We start from the raw sequence: 22,526 nt of genomic DNA, 5'->3' as shown, positions 1-22,526 counted from the left end.
TCAGGCCTGCTGGTGCAGGCTGGCCAGCTCCGCGTCCTTCTCTTCCCACAGACGGTTGACCCACTGCTGGAAGGCCAGGCGGTAAGCGTCGTCCTGATCGTAGTTGCGACCGATGAACTCCCGCGGAATCTCCACCTGTCTGAAGTTCACCTGCACGGCGTCCAGACGTCCGCAGAGCAGGTCCCAGAAACCCGGTACGCCGTGCGGATAGTGGATGGTGACGTTGACGATGGCATGCAGCTGTTCGCCCATGGCATCGAGCACGAAGGCGATGCCGCCCGCCTTGGGTTTCAGCAGGTGCTTGAAGGGTGATTGCTGCTGCGCATGCTTGGCCGGGGTCAGGCGCGTGCCTTCGAGAAAGTTGAACACCGCCACCGGGTTGCTCTTGTAGCGTGCACAGGCGCGACGGGTGGTGGCCAGGTCCTGGCCGCGCTTTTCCGGGTACTTGGCCAGGTACTCCTTGCTGAAGCGCTTCATGAAGGGAAACTCCAGCGCCCACCAGCACAGGCCGATCACCGGCACCCAGATCAGTTCCTGCTTGAGGAAGAACTTCAGCAGCGGCATGCGCCGGTTGAGCAGGTACTGCAGCACCAGAATGTCCACCCAGCTCTGGTGGTTGCTGGTGACCAGGTAGGAGTGACGGGTATCGAAGCGTTCCAGGCCCTGCACCTTCCAGTCGATACGGCCGACCAGGCGCATCCAGAACTTGTTCACACCGATCCAGCTTTCGGCGATGCCATGCATGACGAAGCGCAGCGCGCGCTGGATCGGCGCGAAGGGCAGCAGCAACTTGAGCAGTGCGACGAAGAACAGCGGCCAGCACCAGAACAGGGTGTTCAGAGCCAGCATCAGGCTCGCGATCAGGCCGCGCAGCGGCGCGGGAAGAAAGTGCAGCATTGGGCGAACGCCTCCGTAGGCAGGCCGCACGCTACGCGGGCGGTCTGGTATGGGGCCTTCTACGAGCCCCGAATCGATCGAGCGCGCTGCGGCGATCCGTGCGGCAGGCTGGGTCGGCGCAAAGGTTAACGATTGTGCACTGACCTGCAAGTGCCAGAGATGACCATTGGGTATCACGCGTAGGGTGCGCCGCGCGCGCCGGCTTTTCCGGCCCGCGCGTACCTTTCCATTGGTGCGCACGGCGCACCCTACGCTTCAGCTCGGCAGATTGGCCGCCTGGATCGCGGTCAGCGCGATGGTGTAGACGATATCGTCGACCAGAGCGCCGCGCGACAGGTCGTTCACTGGCTTGCGCAGGCCCTGCAGCATCGGGCCGACGCTGATGCAGTCGGCGCTGCGCTGTACCGCCTTGTAGGTGGTGTTGCCGGTGTTCAGGTCGGGGAACACGAACACCGTGGCGCGGCCGGCCACCGGGCTGTTCGGCGCCTTCTGCCGGCCGACGCTCTCGATGGCGGCGGCGTCGTACTGCAGCGGGCCATCGAGCAACAGGTCCGGGCGCTTTTCTCGCGCCAGGCGGGTGGCGGCGCGTACCTTTTCCACTTCCTCGCCGCTGCCGGAGTCGCCGGTGGAGTAGCTGAGCATGGCCACGCGCGGCTCGATGCCGAAGGCCTGTGCCGAGTTGGCGCTCTGCAGGGCGATCTCGGCCAGCTGTTCGGCGTTCGGGTCCGGGTTCACTGCGCAGTCGCCGTAGACCAGCACCTGATCCGGCAGCAGCATGAAGAACACCGAGGACACCAGGTTGTAGCCGGGGGCGGTCTTAATCAGCTGGAGCGCCGGGCGGATGGTGTTGGCGGTGGTATGGATGGCGCCGGACACCAGGCCATCCACTTCGCCCAGGGCCAGCATCATGGTGCCGAGCACCACGGTGTCTTCCAGTTGCGCCTCGGCCATCGGTGCATTGAGGCCCTTGCCCTTGCGCAGCTCGACCATCGGCTCGACGTAGCGGCCGCGAATCAGATCCGGGTCGAGAATCTCCAGCCCTTCCGGCAGCTCGATGCCTTGTGCCCGAGCCACCGCATGAACCTCTTCCGGCCTGGCCAGCAATACGCAGCGGGCGATGCCGCGTGCCTGGCAGATGGCGGCGGCCTGCACGGTACGTGGCTCGCTGCCTTCCGGCAGAACGATACGCTTGGCCGCGGCCTTGGCTCGTTGCACCAGTTGATAGCGGAAGGCCGGTGGCGACAGGCGCAGCTCGCGCGGCGTGCCGCAGCGGTTGGTCAGCCAGTCGTGGTCGATATGCCCGGCGACGAAGTCGGAGACCTTCTCCGCGCGCTCGCGGTCGTCCAGCGGGATTTCCTTGTTCAGGCGATTGAGGTTGGTGGCCGTGTCGTAGGAGCCAGTGCTCACCGTCATCACCGGCAGGCCGCTGGCCAGGGCGCCCTGGCACAACTCCATGATGCGCGGATCGGGTGCGAAATCGCTGCACAGCAGCAGGCCGGCCAGGGGCACGCCATTCATCGCCGCCAGGCAGGCGGAGAGGATGATGTCGTCGCGATCACCTGGCGTCACCACCAGTGTGCCCGGCTTGAGCAGCTGCACGCTGTTGGCCACGGCGCGGGCACACAACACGATCTTCATCATGCGCCGTTGCTCGTAGTCGCCGGCGTTGAGGATGCGCGCGCCGAGCAGCTCGGCGATGTCCTTGGTGCGTGGCGCGTTCAGTTCGTCCTGCCAGGGAATGCAGCCGAGCAGGCGGAAATTCTCGGTCTTGAGCAGCGGCGAGAACTCCTGCAGGCGTTCGGCAAAGGCCTCGATGCCGTCCTCGCTGCGCACCTTGTTGAGGATCACGCCGAGCACCTTCGGATCCTTCGGGCCGCCGAACAGCTGCGCCTGGATCTCGATGCGGTCGGACAGTTCGCTGAGGCTCTCGTCTTCCGGCGCGCTGACCAGGATCACGTCGGCATCCAGGCTCTTGGCCAGGTGGAAGTTGACCCGCGCGGCGTAACTGGCGTGGCGCGTCGGCACCATGCCTTCGACTATGACCACGTCCTTGTCGGCGGCGGCCTGCTGATAGAGGCTGATGATCTCTTCCAGCAATTCATCCAGCTGGCCGTCACCGAGCATACGTTCGACATGGCTGAGCGGCAGCGGCTTGGGCGAGTGCAGGCCATGGGTGCGCGCGACCAGCTCACTGGAGCGTTCCGGCCCGAGGTCGCCAGCATGCGGCTGGGCGATGGGCTTGAAGAACCCGACCTTGAGGCCGCTGCGCTCCAGCGCGCCGACCAGGCCGAGGCTGATGGAGGTGAGACCGACACCGAAACCGGTGGGGGCGATGAAGAAGGTGTGCATGAAAAAGCCTCAGTCGAGCAGGGCAAGGGTATCGAGGGCGATCTGCCGCTCTTCGTTGGTCGGTACCACCAGCACGCGGGTATGCCCCTCAGCGTGGATGGCACCTGCGACGCCGCGCACGCAGCGGGCGTTGGCCTGGGCGTCGAGCTTGAGCCCGAGCAGGCTCAGGTGGTCGAGCGTCCTGCTGCGGATCAGCGCCGAGTTTTCGCCGATCCCGCCGGTGAAGATCAGCCCGTCGAGGCGGCGCAGTGCGCAGCTCATCGCCGCCAGTGACTTGGCCAGGCGGTAGCAGAACACCTCGATGGCCAGGCTGGCGCCGGCGTGGCCCTGCTCGCGGGCCTGCTCCAGGGTGCGCATGTCGTTGGACAGGCCGGACAGCCCGAGCAGGCCGCTGTCCTTGTTGAGCATGGCGTCGATCTGCTCCAGGCTCCAGCCCAGGGTGCGCGCCAGGTGGCTGTGCAGGTTGGGGTCGACATCGCCGCTGCGTGTGCCCATCACCAAACCCTCCAGCGGCGTCAGGCCCATGCTGGTATCAAGGCTGTGGCCGTTTTCCACGGCGCAGGTCGAGCAGCCGTTGCCCAGGTGCGCCACCAGCCAGCTGCTGGCGTCCGCTGGCAGGCCGGCCATCTGCGCGGCTTGCTGGCTGACATAGCGATGGCTGGTGCCATGAAAGCCGTAGCGGCGCACGCCGTGCTCGCGGTACAGCGCCTCGGGCACGGCGTAGCGGTAGGCGTGCTCGGGCAGGCTCTGGTGGAAGGCAGTATCGAATACTGCCACCTGCACCAGGTCGGGGAACAGCTTCATCGCCGCCTCGATGCCTTGCAGATTGGCCGGGTTGTGCAACGGTGCCAGCGGCGCGACCTGGCGGATTGCCTGCAGGCTGACGGCATCCAGGCGCGTGGCGCTGGAGAAATATTCGCCACCATGCACCACGCGATGGCCGATGCCGTGCAGCGCGCCAGCGGCCGCCTGCTGCACGATGGGCAGCAGGTGAGACAGGGCCAGGCGGTGGTCGGCGCCTGACAACACCAGGCTGTCCTTGTGCTCGCCCTGTTGCCAGTGCAGCACCGCCTCGGGGCTGCCCAGGCGTTCGGCCAGGCCACTGAGAATGAAGGTTTCCTGTGCTTCGTTGACCAGGGCGAACTTGATCGACGAGCTGCCGCAGTTGATCACCAGAATGTTGCGTGCAGACATTTACGCTTCCTTGAATTCATCTTGCGACCCATCCCTGGCACACCAGCCGCAGGCAAAGGGGCTGCCCAGCCTGGCCTGACGCTGCTCGGGATCGAGTACCCAGGGCCGATTCTGCCAGGGCGGTCGGTGGCGTACATGCTGAGTATGGCCACAAGCCAAGACTGCCACCCAGTCGCCATGCTCGTCCTGATGGAAATCAACGATGCGCGTGGTCCGTTTGTCCGGGCTCGGGTCGCAATCCAGGCTGGCCTTGGTTAGACTTGACCGTTCATTTCTCTTTCGCAAAAGGTCTCCCCATGCTGATCGCCGCCAACAAGGCCGTCTCCATCGACTATACCCTGACCAACGATGCCGGTGAGGTGATCGACAGCTCCGCTGGCGGCGCGCCGCTGGTTTACCTGCATGGCGCCGGCAACATCATCGTCGGCCTGGAAAAGGCCCTGGTCGGCAAGCAGGCCGGTGACGAAGTCGAAGTCTCCGTCGAGCCGGAAGACGCCTACGGCGAATACAGCGCCGAGCTGGTCGCCACCCTGAGCCGCGCCATGTTCGAAGGTGTCGACACCCTGGAAGTGGGCATGCAGTTCCACGCTTCCGGCCCGGACGGCAGCATGCAGATCGTGACCATCCGTGACATCGACGGCGACGACGTGACCGTCGACGGCAACCACCCGCTGGCCGGCCAGCGCCTGAACTTCAAGGTCAAGGTGGTGAACGTGCGTGAGGCCAGCGAAGAAGAAGTGGCCCACGGTCACATCCATGGCGAAGGTGGTCATCACCACTGAGTCGTTCAGGCGACTTGCGGTCATTCACTGCGGGTGAACCGCTGCTAAGCTCAAGCTTGCGATAAAGGCGCCTCAGGGCGCCTTTTTCATGCATGGCGGCTTGCCCGATGCAGCTGCCTTGAGGATACCGGGCCTTGCGCCCGCTGCACTGAATTCGCTGAGGAAGTTCGTCATGAGTGCCTTTCACGATCTCAATCTGCGCGCGCTGGACGGCCAGGAACTGCCGTTGGCGCCCTACAAGGGCCAGGTAGTGCTGGTGGTCAACGTCGCCTCCAAGTGCGGCCTGACGCCCCAATACGCCGGGCTGGAGAAGCTCTATCAGCAGTACAAGGGCAACGGTTTTACCGTGCTCGGCGTACCTTGCAACCAGTTCGCCGGCCAGGAGCCGGGCAGCGAGGACGAGATCCGTTCGTTCTGTAGCCTCAACTATGGCGTGACCTTCCCGCTGGGCAGCAAGCTGGAGGTCAACGGCCCCGGTCGCCACCCCCTGTATCGCCTGCTGGCGGGCGAGGGCGCGGAGTTTCCCGGCGATATCACCTGGAACTTCGAGAAGTTCCTGGTCGGTCAGGACGGCCGCGTGCTGGCGCGTTTCTCGCCGCGTACCACACCTGATGACCCGGCACTGATCCAGGCCATCGAAAAAGCGCTCGGCCTCTAGGTCTTGGCTCCTGCGTCCTCGATCAGAGGCGCAGGTGAGGCTGATCAGCCAAATCCACGGCCATTTCCTCCCATCCTCTTGTTCGCAAAGTCGCCCGGTTGCTTAATCGGGCGACTGCCGAGGAGTGCGCCCATGACCAGCTTTCCCAACGAGCCAACGCCCGCCATGGCTTCGCCGGCCGAACTGCGCGCGCTGATCGAAAGTCGCCGTGCGGTACGCCGCTTCACCCCCGAACCGGTGCCGGACGCAGTGATTCGTGATTGCCTGGAGCTGGCCGTGCTGGCGCCGAACTCCTGCAACCTGCAGCCCTGGAGCTTTCAGGTGATTCGCGACCCGGCGCTGTTGGCGCAGCTGCACCCGGTGTGCATGAGCCAGAACGCTGCGCGGGCGCCTTTGATCATCGCCGTGCTGGCGCGGCCCGACACTTGGCGCCAGGCCTGTCGCAACGTCATCGAGCAGTGGCCGGAAGCCGAAGTGCCGGCGCGCATCCGCCGCTTCTACAGCAAGACCGCGCCGTTCCAGTACAACCAGGGGCCGCTGGGACTGCTGGGGCTGTTCAAGCGGCAGCTGGTGCGGCTGATGGCGTTGCGCAAGCCGCTGATGCGCAAACCCAACAGCAAGGCCGACATGCGCCTGTGGGCGGTGAAGTCCACCGCGCTGGCGGCGCAGAATCTGATGCTGGCCTTCCAGAGCCATGGCTATGCCACCTGTCCGATGGAAGGCTTCGATGAGGTGCGCCTGCGCCGCGTGCTGGACATTCCGCGCCAGGCCATCCCCATCATGCTGCTGGCCGTCGGGCGGCAGGGCGAGAAGAGCGTGTACAACCCGCGCCTGCGCTTTCCGCTGGAGCAGCAGGTGATCTGGCGCTGATCTGGGTCAAGTCGTCGTCTCTTGAATACGGCGTAATCGTCCTTATCTAGTCTTCATCTCGGCGGGTATCTACGGACGCCTCTAAAAACTACCTGCGTTGTCATCACTGCGTTAAAAACAAGCTCGGGCGCGAGTTCGATCAAAATGCTCATTTACAGCTCGTAAACTCCGCTTTTTCGCTTGTTTTTGCCTTGTGCTGACTGCCTCGCCTACGTTTTTAGAGACGCCCTTTTTTCGGGGATGTAGTCCCGGCCCGCCACTCTGGAGGAAGGACATTTATGCGTATCGATCGTTTGACCAGCAAGCTGCAGCTTGCACTCTCCGACGCCCAGTCCCTGGCCGTGGGCATGGACCACGCCGCCATCGAACCGCTGCACCTGATGCAGGCCTTGCTGGAACAGCAGGGTGGTTCGATCAAGCCGCTGCTGATGCAGGTGGGCTTCGACATCAACAGCCTGCGCCAGGGCCTGACCCGCGAGCTGGATCAGCTCGGCAAGCTGCAGAACCCCACCGGTGACATCAACCTGTCGCAGGACCTGGCGCGTCTGCTCAACCAGGCCGACCGCCTGGCGCAGCAGAAGGGCGACCAGTTCATTTCCAGCGAGCTGGTGCTGCTCGCCGCCATGGACGAGAACACCAAGTTGGGCAAGCTGCTGCTTGGCCAGGGCGTGTCGAAGAAGGCCCTGGAAAACGCCATCGCCAACCTGCGTGGCGGCCAGGCGGTGAATGATCCCAACGTCGAGGAATCGCGCCAGGCGCTGGACAAGTACACCGTCGACCTGACCAAGCGCGCCGAGGAGGGCAAGCTCGACCCGGTGATCGGCCGTGACGACGAGATTCGCCGCACCATCCAGGTGTTGCAGCGTCGCACCAAGAACAACCCGGTGCTGATCGGCGAGCCCGGTGTAGGCAAGACCGCCATCGCCGAAGGCCTGGCCCAGCGCATCGTCAATGGCGAGGTGCCCGATGGCCTCAAGGACAAGCGCCTGCTGTCGCTGGACATGGGCTCGCTGATCGCCGGTGCCAAGTTCCGCGGCGAGTTCGAGGAGCGCCTGAAGGCCGTGCTCAACGAGCTGAGCAAGCAGGAAGGGCGCATCATCCTGTTCATCGACGAGCTGCATACCATGGTCGGTGCCGGCAAGGCCGAGGGCGCCATGGATGCCGGCAACATGCTCAAACCGGCCCTGGCCCGTGGCGAGCTGCACTGCGTCGGCGCCACCACGCTGGACGAGTACCGCCAGTTCATCGAGAAGGATGCCGCGCTGGAGCGCCGCTTCCAGAAGGTGCTGGTGGACGAGCCGAGCGAGGAGGACACCATTGCCATCCTGCGCGGCCTCAAGGAGCGCTACGAGGTGCACCACGGCGTGACCATCACCGACGGTGCGATCATTGCCGCGGCCAAGCTCAGCCATCGCTACATCACCGACCGCCAGTTGCCGGACAAGGCCATCGACCTGATCGACGAGGCCGCCAGCCGCATCCGCATGGAGATCGACTCCAAGCCGGAGGAGCTGGACCGTCTGGATCGCCGCCTGATCCAGCTGAAGATCGAACGCGAGGCCTTGAAGAAGGAAGATGACGAGGCGACCAAGAAGCGCCTGGTCAAGCTGGAAGAAGATATCGCCAAGCTGGAGAAGGAATACGCCGACCTGGAGGAAATCTGGAAATCGGAGAAGGCCGAGGTTCAGGGATCGGCGCAGATTCAGCAACGCATCGAACAGGCCAAGACCGAGCTGGAAGCCGCGCGGCGCAAGGGCGACCTCAACCGCATGGCCGAGCTGCAGTACGGGGTGATCCCGGATCTGGAGCGCAGCCTGCAGATGGTCGACCAGCACGGCAAGAGCGAGAACCAGCTGCTGCGCAACAAGGTCACCGACGAGGAAATCGCCGAGGTCGTGTCCAAGTGGACCGGCATTCCGGTAAGCAAGATGCTCGAAGGCGAGCGCGAGAAACTCTTGAAGATGGAAGGCCTGCTGCACCAGCGGGTGATTGGCCAGGACGAAGCGGTGGTGGCCGTGGCCAATGCCGTGCGCCGTTCCCGTGCCGGCCTGGCCGATCCGAACCGGCCGAGCGGCTCGTTCCTCTTCCTCGGCCCGACCGGGGTGGGCAAGACCGAGCTGTGCAAGGCGCTGGCCGAGTTCCTCTTCGACACCGAGGAAGCGCTGGTGCGCATCGACATGTCCGAGTTCATGGAGAAGCACAGCGTCGCCCGTCTGATCGGTGCGCCGCCCGGCTATGTCGGCTACGAGGAGGGCGGTTACCTGACCGAGGCGGTGCGGCGCAAACCGTACTCGGTGGTGCTCATGGATGAGGTGGAGAAGGCCCACCCGGATGTGTTCAACGTGCTGCTGCAGGTGCTCGAAGACGGTCGCCTGACCGACAGCCACGGGCGCACCGTGGACTTCAAGAACACCGTGATCGTGATGACTTCCAACCTCGGCTCGGCGCAGATCCAGGAGCTGGTCGGCGACAAGGAAGCGCAGCGCGCGGCGGTGATGGACGCGGTGAGCAGCCATTTCCGTCCCGAGTTCATCAACCGCATCGACGAGGTGGTGGTGTTCGAGCCGCTGGGCCGCGAGCAGATCGCCGGCATCGCCGAGATCCAGCTCAAACGCCTGCGTGGTCGCCTGGCTGAGCGCGAACTGAGCCTGGAGCTGACGCCGGAGGCATTGGACAAGCTGATTGCTGTCGGTTACGACCCGGTGTATGGCGCGCGCCCACTCAAGCGCGCGATCCAGCGCTGGATCGAGAACCCGCTGGCGCAGCGTATCCTGGCTGGCGACTTCGCCCCCGGTGCGCAGGTCAAGGCCAAGGTGGAGGGCGAGGAGATCGTCTTCGCCTGACCGCTTGCCGCGTAAACACGAAGGCCTGCCAAATCGGCGGGCCTTTGCTTTTGTAGCCCGGATGAAATCCGGGAAATGGGCGTCAGGTGTCCCCGGGTTGCATCCGGGCTACGGGATATGCCCAGCCTGCTCCCTCTCCCATTTATGGGAGAGGGTTGGGGAGAGGGTGGTTCAGGCGACTCGGCGTTACCGGATAGGCCCTCTCCCCCGGCCCCTCTCCCGCAAGCGGGAGAGGGAGACTGGGCTTGTCCTTCAGCAACAGCCGCCCCAATGCCTCTTCGAGGTGTGGCCGATACCGGGGTTGAAGGTGTTGGTCGGGGCGAGCTCGCGGTAGAAACCGGCCAGTAGCCCGGATGAAATCCGGGCAGTCGGCGTCAGTTTTCCCGGATTGCATCCGGGCTACGGTGCTGCGCGTTTCGTGTAGGAGCGGCTTTAGCCGCGATTTTTCTCGTTCGCGGCTAAAGCCGCTCCTACGTATGGACTCAGCGTCCTAGCAACAGCCACCCCAATGCTTCTTCTTCGAGGTATGGCCGATGCCGGGGTTGAAGGTGTTAGTCGGGTCGAGCTTGCGGTAGAAACCGGCCAGGGCCGGCTTGGCCACGTACAGGTGGCCGACGTTGTGCTCGGCCGGGTACTCGGCGCGGCGTGCGTCCAGCAGTTTCCACATGCGGTGTTCCATCTCGATCGGGTCGATGCCCTTCCTGACGATGTAGTCCTGATGGAACACGTGGCAGAAGAAGTGCCCGTAGTAGAGCTTGTGGATGATCTGCTCTTCCATCTCCTGCGGCAGTGTCTCGACCCAGTCGCGGTCGTTGCGGCGCAGGGCGATGTCCAGGGCGAGGATGTCTTCGACGCTGCTGCGGTGTGCCTCGCGGTAGCGAATGGCCGCGCCGGCGATGGCGAAGCGATGCAGGAAGGCCTTGCGTCCCTCATCGGCATCGCACTCGAAGAACGCGCCGCTGGCGCTGCCGGTGAAGTACTCGGTGAGGAAGGCGCGGGTCTGCTCCAGGGTGTCGTTGGACACCCGCACCAGCAGGTGATGCTCGTAACGGTCGCGGTACTCGCGCATGCGCGCCGGCAGGTGGCTGGGCAGCAGGTTCATCAGCGCCTGGATCACCTTGTCGGTCACCCCACGCAGGCCGAAACGCTCGAAGAAGCCGTCGACCCGGCTCTTCATGGCGAAGGCGGCCGGCACCCTGGCGGTGCCGAATTTGTCGATCACCAGGAAGGTATCCTTGCCGTATTTCTCGCCAATGTCGAAGGCGGTGCGGTGGATGTACTCGCCGGCAATCGGCAGGCGTGGCAGTTTGGCCAGCAGGTGACGGCGCACTTCGGTCAGATCGTGCGGGTCGTTGCTGCCGATGTAGAACACCGTGCTCGGCTCCTTAGGGAAGGTGTCCAGGCGCACGGCGAACAGGCACAGCTTGCCGGCCGAGCCGGAGGCCTCGAACAGGCGCGACGGGTCGGCGTTGAAACGCGCCGGGGTGTCGGCGTCGACATCGCGCACGTGCTCGCCGTAGCGCGCGTCGGAAGCCTTGGCGTGTTCTTCGTTGCGCACCTGCTGCGGTGTGTAGTCGCCGTTCTGCAGGCGGGTGAGGATCTCCTCGGGGCTGTTGCCCAGCTCGATCCCCAGGTGATTGACCAGCTCCAGCGAGCCGTCATCCTTCACCTGCGCGTAGAGCGCCAGTTCGGTATAGGCCGGGCCGCGGCGTACCAGGGCGCCGCCGGAGTTGTTGCAGATGCCGCCGAGCACCGAGGCGCCGATGCAGGACGAGCCGATCACCGAATGCGGCTCGCGATTCAGCGGCGCCAGCGCCTGCTCCAGGCGATCCAGGGTGGCGCCGGGCAGACAGACTACCTGCTGGCCATCGTTGATCAGCTGCACGCCGGTGATGCGCAGGGTGCTGATCAGCACGATCTCACGGTCGTAGTCTTCGCCATCGGGGGTCGAGCCTCCGGTCAGGCCGGTATTGGCCGCCTGCATGATGACGATGCGATCGGCCGCCACCGCGGCCTGCAGGACGCGCCACTGCTCCAGCAGCGAGCCGGGGCGCACCACCGCCAGCACATTGCCCTCGCCGGTGCGATGGCCCTTGCGAAAGCGCCGTGTCGATTGTTCATCGGTCAGCACATGGCTGGCTCCAACGATCTGGCGCATCTGCGCCAGCAGGGCGTCGCGGCTCAGGGAGGCGGCAGCGGTCATCGGCTCAACGCTCCTTTACCAGCAGGTCCGAGGTGATCTCGGCGATGGACTTGGCGCCAGTCAGCACCATGGCCACGCGCATTTCCTTCTCGATCAGGTCGAGCAGGTTGCTCACGCCAGCGCCGCCGGCAGCGGCCAGGGCGTAGATGAAGGCGCGACCGAGCAGCACGGTGTCGGCACCGAGGGCGAGCATGCGCACCACATCCAGGCCGGTGCGGATGCCGGAGTCGGCGAGGATCTTCAGCTCGCCCTTGACCGCGTCGGCGATGGCCGGCAGGGCGCGGGCACTGGACAGTACGCCGTCGAGCTGACGACCGCCATGGTTGGAAACGATGATGCCGTCGGCGCCGAAGGTCACCGCGTCGCGGGCGTCTTCCGGGTCGAGGATGCCCTTGATCACCATCGGGCCGTCCCAGAAGTCGCGGATCCATTCCAGGTCCTTCCAGGAGATCGACGGATCGAAGTTGGCGCCCAGCCAGCCGATGTAGTCAGCCAGGCCGGTGGGATTGCCGCGGTAGGCGGAGATGTTGCCCAGATCGTGCGGCTTGCCCATAAGGCCGACGTCCCAGGCCCACTGCGGATGAGTCATGGCCTGCAGCACACGGCGCATGGCGGCGTTCGGGCCGCTCATGCCGGAGTGGGCGTCGCGGTAGCGCGCGCCGGGCACCGGCATGTCCACGGTGAACACCAGGGTCGAGCAGCCGGCAGCCTTGGCGCGCTCCAGGGCGTTCCTCATGAAGCCGCGATCTTTCAGCACATAGAGCTGGAACCACATGGGCCGGTCGATGGCCGGCGCCACTTCCTCGATCGGACACACCGACACGGTGGACAAGGTAAAGGGAATGCCCTTGGCCGCTGCCGCCTTGGCTGCCTGCACCTCGCCGCGACGGGCGAACATGCCGGTCAGGCCGACCGGCGCCAGACCTACCGGCATCGACATCTTCTCGCCGAACAGCTCGGTGGACAGGTCCAGTTCGGACATGTTCTTCAGCACGCGCTGGCGCAGTTCGATGTCCGACAGGTCGGCGACGTTGCGGCGCAGGGTGTGCTCGGCATAGGCACCGCCGTCGACGTAATGGAACAGGAAGGGCGGCAGCTTGCGTTCGGCTGCGGCGCGATAGTCGGTAGAGGCAGAAATGATCATGGGCTCATCCTGTTGCTGAAAAGGGGAAGCGTAGCCTGACGGCAAGAGCCCCGGCGTGGCCGGGGCGCTTTCGGTGATGCGGGTCAGTGCACCAGCGGGTCGCTGACACCCAGCACGTAGATCGCGACCATCGCGATGATGCCGGTGAACAGCACGTAGTACAGCGTCGGCCAGATGGTCTTGCGCAGCGTACTGCCTTCGCGGCCGAGCAGGCCAACGGTGGCCGAAGCGGCAACCACGTTGTGGATCGCCACCATGTTGCCGGCAGCAGCGCCTACGGCCTGGACCGCGACGATCAGCGCGCCGGAGATGCCCAGGCTGCTGGCCACGCCGAACTGGAACTGGCTGAACATCATGTTGCTGACGGTGTTGGAGCCGGCGATGAAGGCGCCCAGAGCGCCGATGCTCGGCGCCAGCAGCGGGTAGATGCCGCCAACGCTGTCGGCTACCCAACGGGCCATGAGGATCGGCATGCTGGACAGTTCGGCGCCGTTGACACCGGAGTTGATCAGAATGCGCACCATCGGCACGGTGAACAGCAGCACGAAGCCTGCGCTGAGCAACACGCTGGAGGATTCCTTCACCGCCTTGCCCAGATCACGTGCCTTCATGCCGTGCAGGAAGAAGGTGGCCAGAACCACTGCGACCAGAATGCCGCCCGGCAGGTACAGTGGCTGGAAGTTGGCGCTGATTCCGGTTTCGCCGAGCAGATCGGGGAAGTTCACCACCACCGCCTTCAGGGCATTACCGACATCCGGGAACACGCGGCTGACCACTAGCAGAGCACCGACCAGTACGTAGGGCAGCCAGGCGCGCAGGGCGCTCATCGGTTTGGCAGTGAGCTCGTCGAGCTTCATCTCGACGGTGCCCAGCCACTCGCTCGGCCATTTGTCCGCCGGGGCGAAGTCCCAGGTCTTCTTCGGTACCAGGAAGCCGAAGCGGGCAGCGCTGGTGACGATGGCCAGGCCGATCAGGCCGCCCAGCAGCGACGGGAATTCCGGGCCGAGGAACACGCCGGTGAAGACGTACGGCACGACGAAGGCCAGGCCGGCGAAGATCGCGAACGGCAGCACTTCCAGGCCGGCTTTCCAGCTTTTCTCCTGACCGAAGAAACGGGTCAGCATCATCGCCATGATGGTCGGCATGATCACGCCGACAGTGGCGTGGATGATCGCCACTTCGCTGGTGATCAGTTGCAGGAACTGCGCCCAGGACGAGCCCTGTTCGACCAGCTGTGCGCCGATGGTGGCGGTGTCCAGGCCGGTGTTGAGGCCGACGATGATCGGCGTTCCGACCGCGCCGAAGGAGACCGGTGTGCTCTGTACCAGCATGCCCATCAGCACCGCGGCCATAGCCGGGAAACCAATGGCCACCAACAGCGGAGCGGCGATGGCCGCCGGCGTGCCGAAGCCCGAGGCGCCTTCGATGAAGCAGCCGAACAGCCAGGCGATGATGATGGCCTGGATGCGACGATCAGGGCTGATGGTGGTGAAGCCGGCGCGAATCGCGGTGATGCCGCCAGAGTGCTTCAGGGTGTTCAGCAGCAGGATTGCGCCGAAGATGATCCACAGCAGGCCCAGGGTGATCAGCAGGCCTTGCAGCGTGGAGGCGAGTACGCGGTTGAGGGTCATGTCCCAGGCGAACAGGCCAACCGCGGCAGTGAGCAGGTAGACCAGTGGCATGGCGTGCTTGGCCGGCCAGCGCAGGCCGATCAGCAGAATGGCTGCAAGCAGGATCGGCGAGAACGCCAGCAGGGCGAGAATTCCGTTGGACATTGGGAGTTACTCCACACGAGCGCGCGACTGGCGCGGCAGGGATGAGGCGTTATCGAACAGGCTTGCAGCGCATGGGGCTGTCATGGCGAGACCTCGATGGTTTGTTGTTCTTGTTGGTTAAATTGGTAATACCAATTTACAAAGTTGCGGGCTCAGGTTAAAAGTTGCTCAATAGGCTGTCAAATCGAGATGCTAAGACTTTGGTCGCATAGTGCTTGCTTGTTCAGCAAAGACGGGCGCTATAGGCTTGCGCCATGAGGCTTTTGGCCTGGTCAAACCAGTGGAGAAGTGGGTGATGGAAGTAGGTCTGGTGCGGCAGCGGCGTCTTTCGGACGACATCGTCGCGCAACTGGAAACCATGATTCTCGAGGGCACCTTGCGTGCCGGTGAGAGGCTGCCTGCCGAGCGTGCGCTGGCAGAGCAATTCGGCGTTTCCCGACCCTCCCTGCGTGAAGCGATCCAGAAACTGGTGGCCAAGGGGCTCCTGGTCAGCCGTCAGGGCGGTGGCAATTATGTGGCCGAATCGCTTGGCTCGACCTTCAGCGACCCTTTGCTGCAGCTGCTGGAGAACAAGGAGGATGCCCAGCGCGATCTGCTGGAGTTTCGCCATACGCTGGAGGGTTCCTGCGCCTACTACGCGGCCCGACGGGCGACCGAAATCGACCGGCAGCGCCTGACCGAGGCGTTCGAGGCGTTGCAGGACTGCTATGCGCGGGCCGGCAAGGTGACCCGCGCCGAGGAAGGCGCCGCCGATGCGCGTTTCCACCTGGCGATTGCCGAGGCCAGCCACAACGCCGTGCTGTTGCACACCATCCGTGGCCTGTTCGACCTGCTCAAGCGCAACGTGGTGACCAACATCGGTGGCATGTATGCCCAGCGCGAAGAGACCCGTGACATGCTGATCGGTCAGCACCGCGCGCTGTACGAAGCGATCATCGAAGGGCGCGCCGAAGACGCGCGAAATCTGTCCAACCAGCACATCGATTATGTGCAGGAAGTGCTTTCGGAAGTGCAGTTGGAGGCGCGGCGGGTGGAGCGGGCGCAGCGCCGCGGAGCGGTCAGGCCGTAGGTAGGCCGCGCGCACCGCTGTTGGCCTTCATTGCGCTAAGCCGGTTGTGACGCAAAGGAATATTGGTGCGCATGGCGCACCCTACGGGAGGCAGCGGCCGGGCCGTAGGGTGCGCCGTGCGCACCGCTCCGTCCTTCGTCTCGGCCTTTTCCCAAGGTTCGCAGCTGAGGCTGGCCGCTGCGCTCAGTCGTCCTTGCCCTTGCTGCGCATGGCGCGCTGGACTTCGCGGTTGGCGTCGCGCTCCTTCTCGACGTGACGCTTGTCGAAATCCTTCTTGCCCTTGGCCAGGGCGATCTCGCATTTGACCAGGTGCTGCTTCCAGTACAGCGACAGGGCCACGCAGGTGTAGCCCTTCTGCTGCACGGCGCCGAACAGCTTGTCCAGCTCGCGTTTGTGCAGCAGCAGCTTGCGCGTACGGATGGGGTCGGCGATGACGTGAGTGCTGGCGGTTTTCAGTGGGGTGATATGCGCCCCCATCAGCCAGGCCTCGTCGTCCTTGAGCAGCACGTAGCTGTCGACCAGCTGCGCCTTGCCGGCGCGCAGGCTTTTCACTTCCCAGCCGGCCAGGGCGACGCCCGCCTCGAACTTCTGTTCGACGAAGTAATCGTGCAGCGCCTTCTTGTTCAGCGCGATGGTGCCTTGAGGATGTTTCTTTTGCTTAGCCATAGGGCGCGCATTATAGGGAGTCGCCCACGCCTGCGCCATGGGGCTTACCGCGTCAAACTTGAGCCCATGCCGCTAATCTCCGACAATGCGCGATCTTTTTTCCCGCAGTATGGGGTCTTGGCCGCGATGGCGAGCGACAAAATTTCAATTCACGGTGCCTGGGCCAGTCGCTGGGTGTTCATTCTGGCTGCCACCGGCTCGGCCGTCGGCCTCGGCAATATCTGGAAGTTCCCCTACATGACGGGCGTCTACGGTGGCGGTGCGTTCGTCGTGATGTACCTGTTCTGCATCGCCCTGGTCGGCGTGCCGATCATGCTGGCGGAAACCCTGATCGGCCGGCGCGGCCGGCAGAGCCCGGTCAACGCGATGAAGAGCCTGGCCATTGAAACCGGTGCCTCCAGGCATTGGTCGCTGGCGGCACTGATGGGCATGGTCGCTGCACTGTTGATCCTGTCCTTCTACAGCGTGGTGGCCGGTTGGTCGCTGGATTACATCCTCGGCATGGGGCGTGGCGACTTCACCGGCATCAGCGCCGATGGCGCCGGTGCGGCCTTCGGCGGGCTGACGTCCGATCCCTGGCGACTGACCCTGTGGCACAGCCTGTTCATGCTGGTCACCGCTTTCGTCATCGCCAAGGGTGTGGTCGCCGGGCTGGAGCGCAGTCTGCGTATCATGATGCCGCTGCTGTTCGTGCTGCTGCTGGTACTGCTGGGCTACAGCTTCACCACCGGGCATTTCCGCGAAGGCTTCGATTTCCTCTTCCATTTCGATCCGAGCAAGGTGCAGGACGGCATTCTCGCCGCCATGGGCCACGCCTTCTTCACCCTCAGTGTCGGCGTCGGCTCGATCATGGTCTACGGCGCCTACATGCCGAAGAAAGCCTCGATTGGCGCCACCGTGCTCACCGTCGGCCTGCTCGATACCCTGGTGGCGCTGACCGCCGGTATGGCCCTGTTCCCCATCGTCTTCGCCGCCGGCCTGGAGCCGGGCGGTGGCCCCGGCCTGATGTTCGTCACCCTGCCGATCGCCTTCGGCAACATCGCCTTCGGCCAGGTCATGGGGCTGGTGTTCTTCGTGCTGGTGGCGGTGGCCGCCTGGAGCTCGTCGATCTCCATGCTGGAGCCGGCCGTGGCCTACTTTGTCGAGAAGACCGGGGGCAGTCGGGTCAAGGTGACTGCAGTACTGGCGCTGTTCTGCTGGTTGATCGGGATGGGCACGGTACTGTCGTTCAACCTCTGGGCCGAGGCCAAGTTCTTCGTCTTCGCCGAGGACGGCTTCCACCTGCTGCAGTGGGGCGCAGAGGGTGGCAAGACCTTCTTCGACAGCATCGATTACCTCACCAGCCGCATTCTGTTGCCGCTTGGCGGCCTGTCCTTCGCCTTGTTCGCCGGCTGGGTGCTGAGTCGCGACGCCGTGCGTGAAGAGCTGGCGATCAGAAGCCCGCTGCTGTTCAATCTGGCTCTCTGGCTGATTCGCGTCGTGGCGCCGATCGGCGTGCTGATCGTATTCATCGCGGAGCTGAGCAAGTAAATGACTACTCGAATCCAGCGCTCGGCGTTGCTGCCTTACCCGGCGCAGGCGCTGTTTGACCTCGTCAATGATGTGGCCAGCTACCCGCAGTTTCTGCCCTGGTGCAGCGCCAGCGAGGTGCTGGAGGTCAGCGAGACGCACATGCTGGCCAGCCTCGAAGTGGCCAAGGGTGGTATCGGTCAGCGCTTCGTTACACGCAACGCGCTGCTGCCCGGGCAACGCATCGAGATGAACCTGCAGGAAGGGCCGTTCACCAGTCTCAACGGCGTCTGGGAATTCAAGGCGTTGGGCGACAAGGCTTGCAAGATCAGCCTGGACCTGACCTTCGACTATGCCGGCCCGCTGGTGCGTGCCACGCTGGGCCCGCTGTTCAACCAGGCGGCCAACACCATGGTCGACGCCTTCTGCCAACGAGCCAAGCAGCTGTATGGATAAGCCGAGCATCGCCATCGAAGTGGTCTACGCCCTTGCCGAGCGGCAGAAGCTGCTGCGTCTGTCGGTGCCGGTCGGCACCACGGTGCGTGAGGCGGCGTTGCGCTCCGGCATGCAGCAGTTCTTTCCCGAGCTGGACCTGAAGCAGGCGCCGCTGGGTATTTTCGGCAAGGCGGTAAGCAAGCCGGAAGAGCGCGTGCTGGAGGAGGGTGAGCGCGTCGAGATCTATCGGCCGCTGATTGCCGATCCGAAGGAAGTACGTAAGCAGCGTGCGGCTAAAGCAAAAGCGCGGGAAGAGGGTGAGGAGTCAGCCTGACTTCCGCGAGGTTGCTCGGCAGGGCACAGATACGAAAAAGCCCGGAGCGATCCGGGCTTTTCGTGTCCGCTTGTTACTGCGGATCGGTGTCCAGCGGCTCGGGTGTCGGAACCGGGACGGTCTCGACCTGATCCACTTCGCGCTGGATCTGCTCCAGCAGCGAGCCGGGTGCCGGCGGGGTATCTTCCTGCGGCTTGGCTTGCGGCTGCGCGCTGCTGGTGTCGCCGCTTTCACCCATGATCGCCTGGTCACGGCTGACACCAGGCATGAAGTCGCCGGCCAGGCCGACCAGTTGATCGTTGCCGTCGAACACCAGGCTCACGCGCTCCTGAAAACGCTGGCCGCCGCCTGGCTGGATGCTGTACAGATAATCCCAGCGATCGGCGTGGAAGGTGTCGGTGATCAGCGGGTTGCCCATGATAAACCGCACTTGGCGTCGGGTCATTCCAGGGCGCAGCTGGTCTATCATGTCCTGTGTGACGACATTGCCCTGTTGAATGTCGATCTTGTAAACCCCGGGGAATGAACAACCGGCGAGTGCGAAGAGCCCGGTCAGCGACAGGCTGGTCAGCAAGAGCTTGGTTTTTTGCATCGGAGGGTGACTTCCACTATCTTGGGCAACTTGAACCCCGGATCATACCCGTATTGAAGGGTGCTGCGAAGCAGCATCCATGAGAAAGCAGACCATGGTTGAAAATAACGAACTGCGCAAAGCTGGACTGAAGGTGACTCTGCCACGAGTCAAAATCCTGCAGATGCTCGATAACGCCGAGCACCGCCACATGAGCGCGGAGGATGTCTACAAGGCGCTGATGGAGGCGGGCGAGGACGTCGGCCTGGCCACCGTCTATCGTGTGCTGACCCAGTTCGAGGCCGCCGGCTTGGTGGTGCGTCACAACTTCGATGGCGGTCATGCCGTGTTCGAGTTGGCCGACAGCGGCCATCACGATCATATGGTCTGTGTCGATTCCGGCGAAGTGATCGAGTTCTTCGATGCCGAGATCGAGAAGCGCCAGAAGGAAATCGTGCGTGAGCACGGTTTCGAGCTGGTCGACCACAATCTGGTGCTGTACGTACGCAAGAAGAGCTGATGCTTCTGCAGTCATGAAAAAAGCGACCCTCGGGTCGCTTTTTTTATTGCCGTAGCCCGGGCGCAATCCGGGGCGGACTTGCATCTAGGCTATGTACCGATTTGCAGGAGCGAGCTCTGCTCGCGAAGCTTGCAACCTCAACTCCGTTCGCGAGCAGAGCTCGCTCCTACAAGGTCTACGCATTGGTTGGGGCGCAGTCAAAATGGCCTCGGATTCCATCTGCGCCACAGACCCTAGGCTGCCTGCGCGTTGGTTACCATCTTGCGGGCGTGAGCCAGAGATTCCTCGGTCAGATCGACGCCGCCGAGCATGCGTGCGATCTCCTCGACGCGGCCGCTTTCATCCAGCTTGCTCACCGCCGTGGACGTGGCATCTTCGCCGCGTCGCTTGTGCACGAACAGGTGCTGGTGGCCCTGGGCGGCTACCTGCGGCAGGTGGGTAACGCACAGCACCTGGCCACGTTCACCGAGACGGCGCAGCAGCTGGCCGACCACTTCGGCGGTCGGGCCGCCGATGCCGACGTCCACCTCGTCGAATACCAGGGTCGGTACGCGCGAGGTCTGCGCGGTGATCACCTGAATCGCCAGGCTGATACGCGACAGTTCACCACCGGAGGCCACTTTGGCCAGGCCGCGCAGCGGCTGGCCGGGGTTGGCGCTGACCATGAACTCCACGCTTTCCAGGCCATTGGCATGCGGCTCTTCGCTGTTGATTGCCTGCAGCTGGATGCTGAAGCGACCGCCCGGCATGCCCAGTGCCTGCATCTCCCGCTCCACCGCAGCCGCCAGGCGTTCGGCAGCATTGCCGCGCAGCTTGCTGAGTTCGGCGGCCTTTTCCTGATAGTGACGCGCGTAGGCCGCCAGCTCTTCGGCCAGGCGTTCGCCTGCTTCATCGTCGGCGTTGAGGTTTTCCAGCTCCTCGAACAGTTGTTGCTGCAGGGCGGCCAGTTCGCCGGGCTGGATGCGGTGCTTGCGCGCCAGGGTATAGATGGTGTCCAGGCGTTCTTCGAGAAACTGCTGGCGCTGTGGGTCGGCGTCGAAGTGATCGACGAAGCGGTTCAGCTCGCCGACGGCTTCTTCCACCTGAATCTGTGCGCTGGCCAGCAGGTTGCTCGCCTCTCCCAGCGCGCCGCCCTGGCCGCCGAACGCACCGAGACGGTTGAGGCTGGCGGTCAGTGCCGACAGCACATTGCCGGCATCGCTTTCGCTGCACAGATCCAGCACCTGGCGGCAGGCGCCGAGCAGCGCCTCGGCATTGCTCAGTGCCTTGTGTTCCTGTTCCAGCTGTTCCAGTTCGTTGTCTCCCAGCGCCAGATTTTCCAGCTCTTCAAGCTGATAGCTGAGCAACTGGTGGCGGGCGCGCTGTTCGTCACCCTGGCTGGAGATGCGCTCCAGCTCGTTGCGCGTCTGCTTCCAGCGCTGCGCGGCCAGCTGCACCTGGCGCGCCAGTTCCTGGCTGCCGGCGTACTCGTCGAGCAGGCGGCGGTGGGTGTCGGTCTTGAGCAGCGACTGGTGCTCGTGCTGGCTGTGGATATCGATGATCAGCTCGCCAATGGCCTTGAGGTCGGCCTGCGGGCAGGGGCTGCCATTGATATAGCCGCGCGAGCGGCCTTCGGCTGTGATCACCCGGCGCAGGATGCACGGGCCATCGCTGTCCAGGTCGCGCTCGGCGAGCCAGGCGCGGGCCTCGGGAATGTCCGTCAGGTCGAAGCTGGCGAGAATGTCCGCCTTGTCCGCACCGGGACGCACCACGCCGCTGTCGGCGCGATCGCCCAGGCACAGGCCGAGGGCGTCGAGCATGATCGACTTGCCGGCACCGGTCTCGCCGCTGATGGCGCTCATGCCGGCGTCCAGCTCGAGGTCCAGATGGTCGACGATGGCGTAGTTGTGAATGGACAGGTGCACCAGCATGGCGAACGCTCCCGAGTTGATGTCTGGTTATTTATACAGTGTTTTTTCTTTTCCTGGCAATCCTCCCTATCGCCCCTTGAAAGCTGGGGAATTGGCTCCATATACGCGGCAGGTGCGCGGGCCGGACCCGCGCCGATTCATTGGAGAGGAGATAGGCATGGCTGACGAACAGAACCTGGATACGCAGAACCCCGAGACTCAGGCGGCCGAGAACGCCGCGCCGAGCGACGACCTGGCGGCTCGCGTACAGGCCCTGGAAGAGCAGCTGGCTGCGGCGCAGGATCAGTCGCTGCGCGTAGCGGCCGAGCTGCAGAACGTGCGCCGTCGCGCCGAGCAGGACGTGGAGAAGGCGCACAAGTTCGCCCTGGAGAAATTCGCCAACGACCTGCTGCCGGTAGTCGACAGCCTGGAGCGTGGGCTGGAGCTGTCCAGCCCGGACGACGAAGCCATCAAGGGCGTGCGCGAGGGCATGCAACTGACCCTCAAACTGTTCCTCGACACCCTGGCGCGCCATCAGCTTGAAGCGATCGAGCCGCATGGTGAGCCGTTCAATCCGGAGCATCACCAGGCCATGGCGATGGAGGAGAGCACCCACGTCGAGCCGAACTCGGTGCTCAAGGTGTTCCAGAAGGGCTATCTGCTCAACGGTCGTCTGCTGCGCCCGGCCATGGTCGTGGTCAGCAAGGCGCCGACCACCCCGCCGCCGTCCATCGACGAGCAGGCTTGAAATTTTCGGGGGCGACCCCATTTCTGAGTCAAGCGTTTTAGTGCTACCGGCGCCTGTGAAACGAGGCGAC

At 64.2% G+C, this 22,526-nt stretch carries 21 protein-coding genes; 10 read left to right on the top strand and 11 right to left on the bottom strand.

The window, feature by feature from the left end:
• From BLS61_RS19210 to BLS61_RS24060, 4 genes are all read right to left on the bottom strand, one after another.
• Positions 1–897, bottom strand: coding sequence for a 1-acylglycerol-3-phosphate O-acyltransferase, YihG family (locus BLS61_RS19210; protein ID WP_090433559.1), 897 nt, complete (start codon positions 895–897; stop codon positions 1–3).
• A gap of 255 nt (positions 898–1,152) precedes the next feature.
• A complete protein-coding gene (gene pta / locus BLS61_RS19205) occupies positions 1,153–3,246 on the bottom strand; it encodes a phosphate acetyltransferase (RefSeq protein ID WP_090433557.1) in 2,094 nt (697 codons plus the stop codon).
• A 9-nt stretch (positions 3,247–3,255) separates the two neighbouring features.
• Positions 3,256–4,440, bottom strand: a complete 1,185-nt coding sequence (locus tag BLS61_RS19200) for an acetate kinase (RefSeq protein ID WP_090433555.1) — start codon at positions 4,438–4,440, stop codon at positions 3,256–3,258.
• Positions 4,441–4,725: a DUF3565 domain-containing protein gene (locus BLS61_RS24060; protein ID WP_090433553.1), complete on the bottom strand. Its 285-nt coding sequence runs from the start codon at positions 4,723–4,725 to the stop codon at positions 4,441–4,443.
• 11 nt (positions 4,726–4,736) lie between these two features.
• Here BLS61_RS24060 and BLS61_RS19190 point away from each other — a divergent pair, with 11 nt between their 5' ends.
• The 4 genes from BLS61_RS19190 (at position 4,737) to clpB (ending at position 9,593) form a co-directional block, all read left to right on the top strand.
• Positions 4,737–5,222, top strand: coding sequence for an FKBP-type peptidyl-prolyl cis-trans isomerase (locus BLS61_RS19190; protein ID WP_090433551.1), 486 nt, complete (start codon positions 4,737–4,739; stop codon positions 5,220–5,222).
• Between the two features lie 172 nt (positions 5,223–5,394).
• Complete coding sequence (locus BLS61_RS19185; RefSeq protein WP_004424465.1) at positions 5,395–5,880, top strand: glutathione peroxidase; 486 nt, start codon at positions 5,395–5,397, stop codon at positions 5,878–5,880.
• 132 nt (positions 5,881–6,012) lie between these two features.
• A complete protein-coding gene (locus tag BLS61_RS19180) occupies positions 6,013–6,750 on the top strand; it encodes a nitroreductase family protein (protein WP_090433549.1) in 738 nt (245 codons plus the stop codon).
• 278 nt (positions 6,751–7,028) lie between these two features.
• Entirely contained in the window at positions 7,029–9,593 is a 2,565-nt protein-coding gene (gene clpB / locus BLS61_RS19175) for an ATP-dependent chaperone ClpB (protein WP_090433547.1), read from the top strand.
• Between the two features lie 252 nt (positions 9,594–9,845).
• On the opposite strand, the gene BLS61_RS24120 is transcribed toward clpB, so the two are convergent.
• From BLS61_RS24120 to BLS61_RS19160, 4 genes are all read right to left on the bottom strand, one after another.
• Positions 9,846–9,938, bottom strand: coding sequence for a hypothetical protein (locus BLS61_RS24120; protein WP_394328154.1), 93 nt, complete (start codon positions 9,936–9,938; stop codon positions 9,846–9,848).
• Between the two features lie 145 nt (positions 9,939–10,083).
• On the bottom strand, positions 10,084–11,796 hold the full coding sequence (gene dld, locus BLS61_RS19170; RefSeq protein ID WP_090433544.1) for a D-lactate dehydrogenase: 1,713 nt from the start codon (positions 11,794–11,796) through the stop codon (positions 10,084–10,086).
• 4 nt (positions 11,797–11,800) lie between these two features.
• Positions 11,801–12,940 (bottom strand): FMN-dependent L-lactate dehydrogenase LldD, encoded by a 1,140-nt coding sequence (lldD, locus tag BLS61_RS19165; RefSeq protein WP_090433542.1) that lies wholly within the window; start codon positions 12,938–12,940, stop codon positions 11,801–11,803.
• 83 nt (positions 12,941–13,023) lie between these two features.
• A complete protein-coding gene (locus BLS61_RS19160; RefSeq protein ID WP_090433540.1) occupies positions 13,024–14,715 on the bottom strand; it encodes an L-lactate permease in 1,692 nt (563 codons plus the stop codon).
• Between the two features lie 295 nt (positions 14,716–15,010).
• Here BLS61_RS19160 and BLS61_RS19155 point away from each other — a divergent pair, with 295 nt between their 5' ends.
• Positions 15,011–15,784: an FCD domain-containing protein gene (locus BLS61_RS19155; protein WP_090433538.1), complete on the top strand. Its 774-nt coding sequence runs from the start codon at positions 15,011–15,013 to the stop codon at positions 15,782–15,784.
• A 183-nt stretch (positions 15,785–15,967) separates the two neighbouring features.
• Here the strand turns inward: BLS61_RS19155 and smpB are convergent, their stop codons facing one another.
• Complete coding sequence (gene smpB, locus BLS61_RS19150; RefSeq protein ID WP_003240522.1) at positions 15,968–16,450, bottom strand: SsrA-binding protein SmpB; 483 nt, start codon at positions 16,448–16,450, stop codon at positions 15,968–15,970.
• Between the two features lie 126 nt (positions 16,451–16,576).
• Between smpB and BLS61_RS19145 the strand changes: the two genes are divergently transcribed.
• Genes BLS61_RS19145 through BLS61_RS19135 form a run of 3 tightly spaced genes read left to right on the top strand, consistent with a single transcriptional unit; the run spans position 16,577 to position 18,728 of the window.
• Positions 16,577–17,980 (top strand): sodium-dependent transporter, encoded by a 1,404-nt coding sequence (locus BLS61_RS19145; RefSeq protein ID WP_090433536.1) that lies wholly within the window; start codon positions 16,577–16,579, stop codon positions 17,978–17,980.
• Complete coding sequence (locus tag BLS61_RS19140; RefSeq protein WP_090433534.1) at positions 17,981–18,415, top strand: type II toxin-antitoxin system RatA family toxin; 435 nt, start codon at positions 17,981–17,983, stop codon at positions 18,413–18,415.
• Entirely contained in the window at positions 18,408–18,728 is a 321-nt protein-coding gene (locus BLS61_RS19135) for an RnfH family protein (protein ID WP_090433532.1), read from the top strand. The genes BLS61_RS19140 and BLS61_RS19135 overlap by 8 nt, the downstream gene beginning before the upstream one ends.
• A 73-nt stretch (positions 18,729–18,801) precedes the next feature.
• Here BLS61_RS19135 and BLS61_RS19130 read toward each other — a convergent pair whose 3' ends face one another.
• Complete coding sequence (locus BLS61_RS19130; RefSeq protein ID WP_024309431.1) at positions 18,802–19,320, bottom strand: outer membrane protein assembly factor BamE; 519 nt, start codon at positions 19,318–19,320, stop codon at positions 18,802–18,804.
• 94 nt (positions 19,321–19,414) lie between these two features.
• Here BLS61_RS19130 and fur point away from each other — a divergent pair, with 94 nt between their 5' ends.
• Positions 19,415–19,819, top strand: coding sequence for a ferric iron uptake transcriptional regulator (gene fur, locus BLS61_RS19125; RefSeq protein WP_037001567.1), 405 nt, complete (start codon positions 19,415–19,417; stop codon positions 19,817–19,819).
• 233 nt (positions 19,820–20,052) lie between these two features.
• Here fur and recN read toward each other — a convergent pair whose 3' ends face one another.
• Positions 20,053–21,729, bottom strand: coding sequence for a DNA repair protein RecN (recN, locus tag BLS61_RS19120; RefSeq protein WP_090433530.1), 1,677 nt, complete (start codon positions 21,727–21,729; stop codon positions 20,053–20,055).
• 157 nt (positions 21,730–21,886) lie between these two features.
• On the opposite strand from recN, the gene grpE reads away from it, so the two are divergent.
• Complete coding sequence (gene grpE / locus BLS61_RS19115) at positions 21,887–22,456, top strand: nucleotide exchange factor GrpE (protein WP_024309428.1); 570 nt, start codon at positions 21,887–21,889, stop codon at positions 22,454–22,456.
• Positions 22,457–22,526: the final 70 nt, after the last annotated feature.

Origin of the sequence: Ectopseudomonas guguanensis (assembly GCF_900104265.1) — a bacterium.
GTDB lineage: Bacteria > Pseudomonadota > Gammaproteobacteria > Pseudomonadales > Pseudomonadaceae > Aquipseudomonas > Aquipseudomonas guguanensis.
The sequence above is the reverse complement of the archived record's forward strand: the minus strand, read 5'-3'. Positions and strand labels throughout refer to the sequence as shown.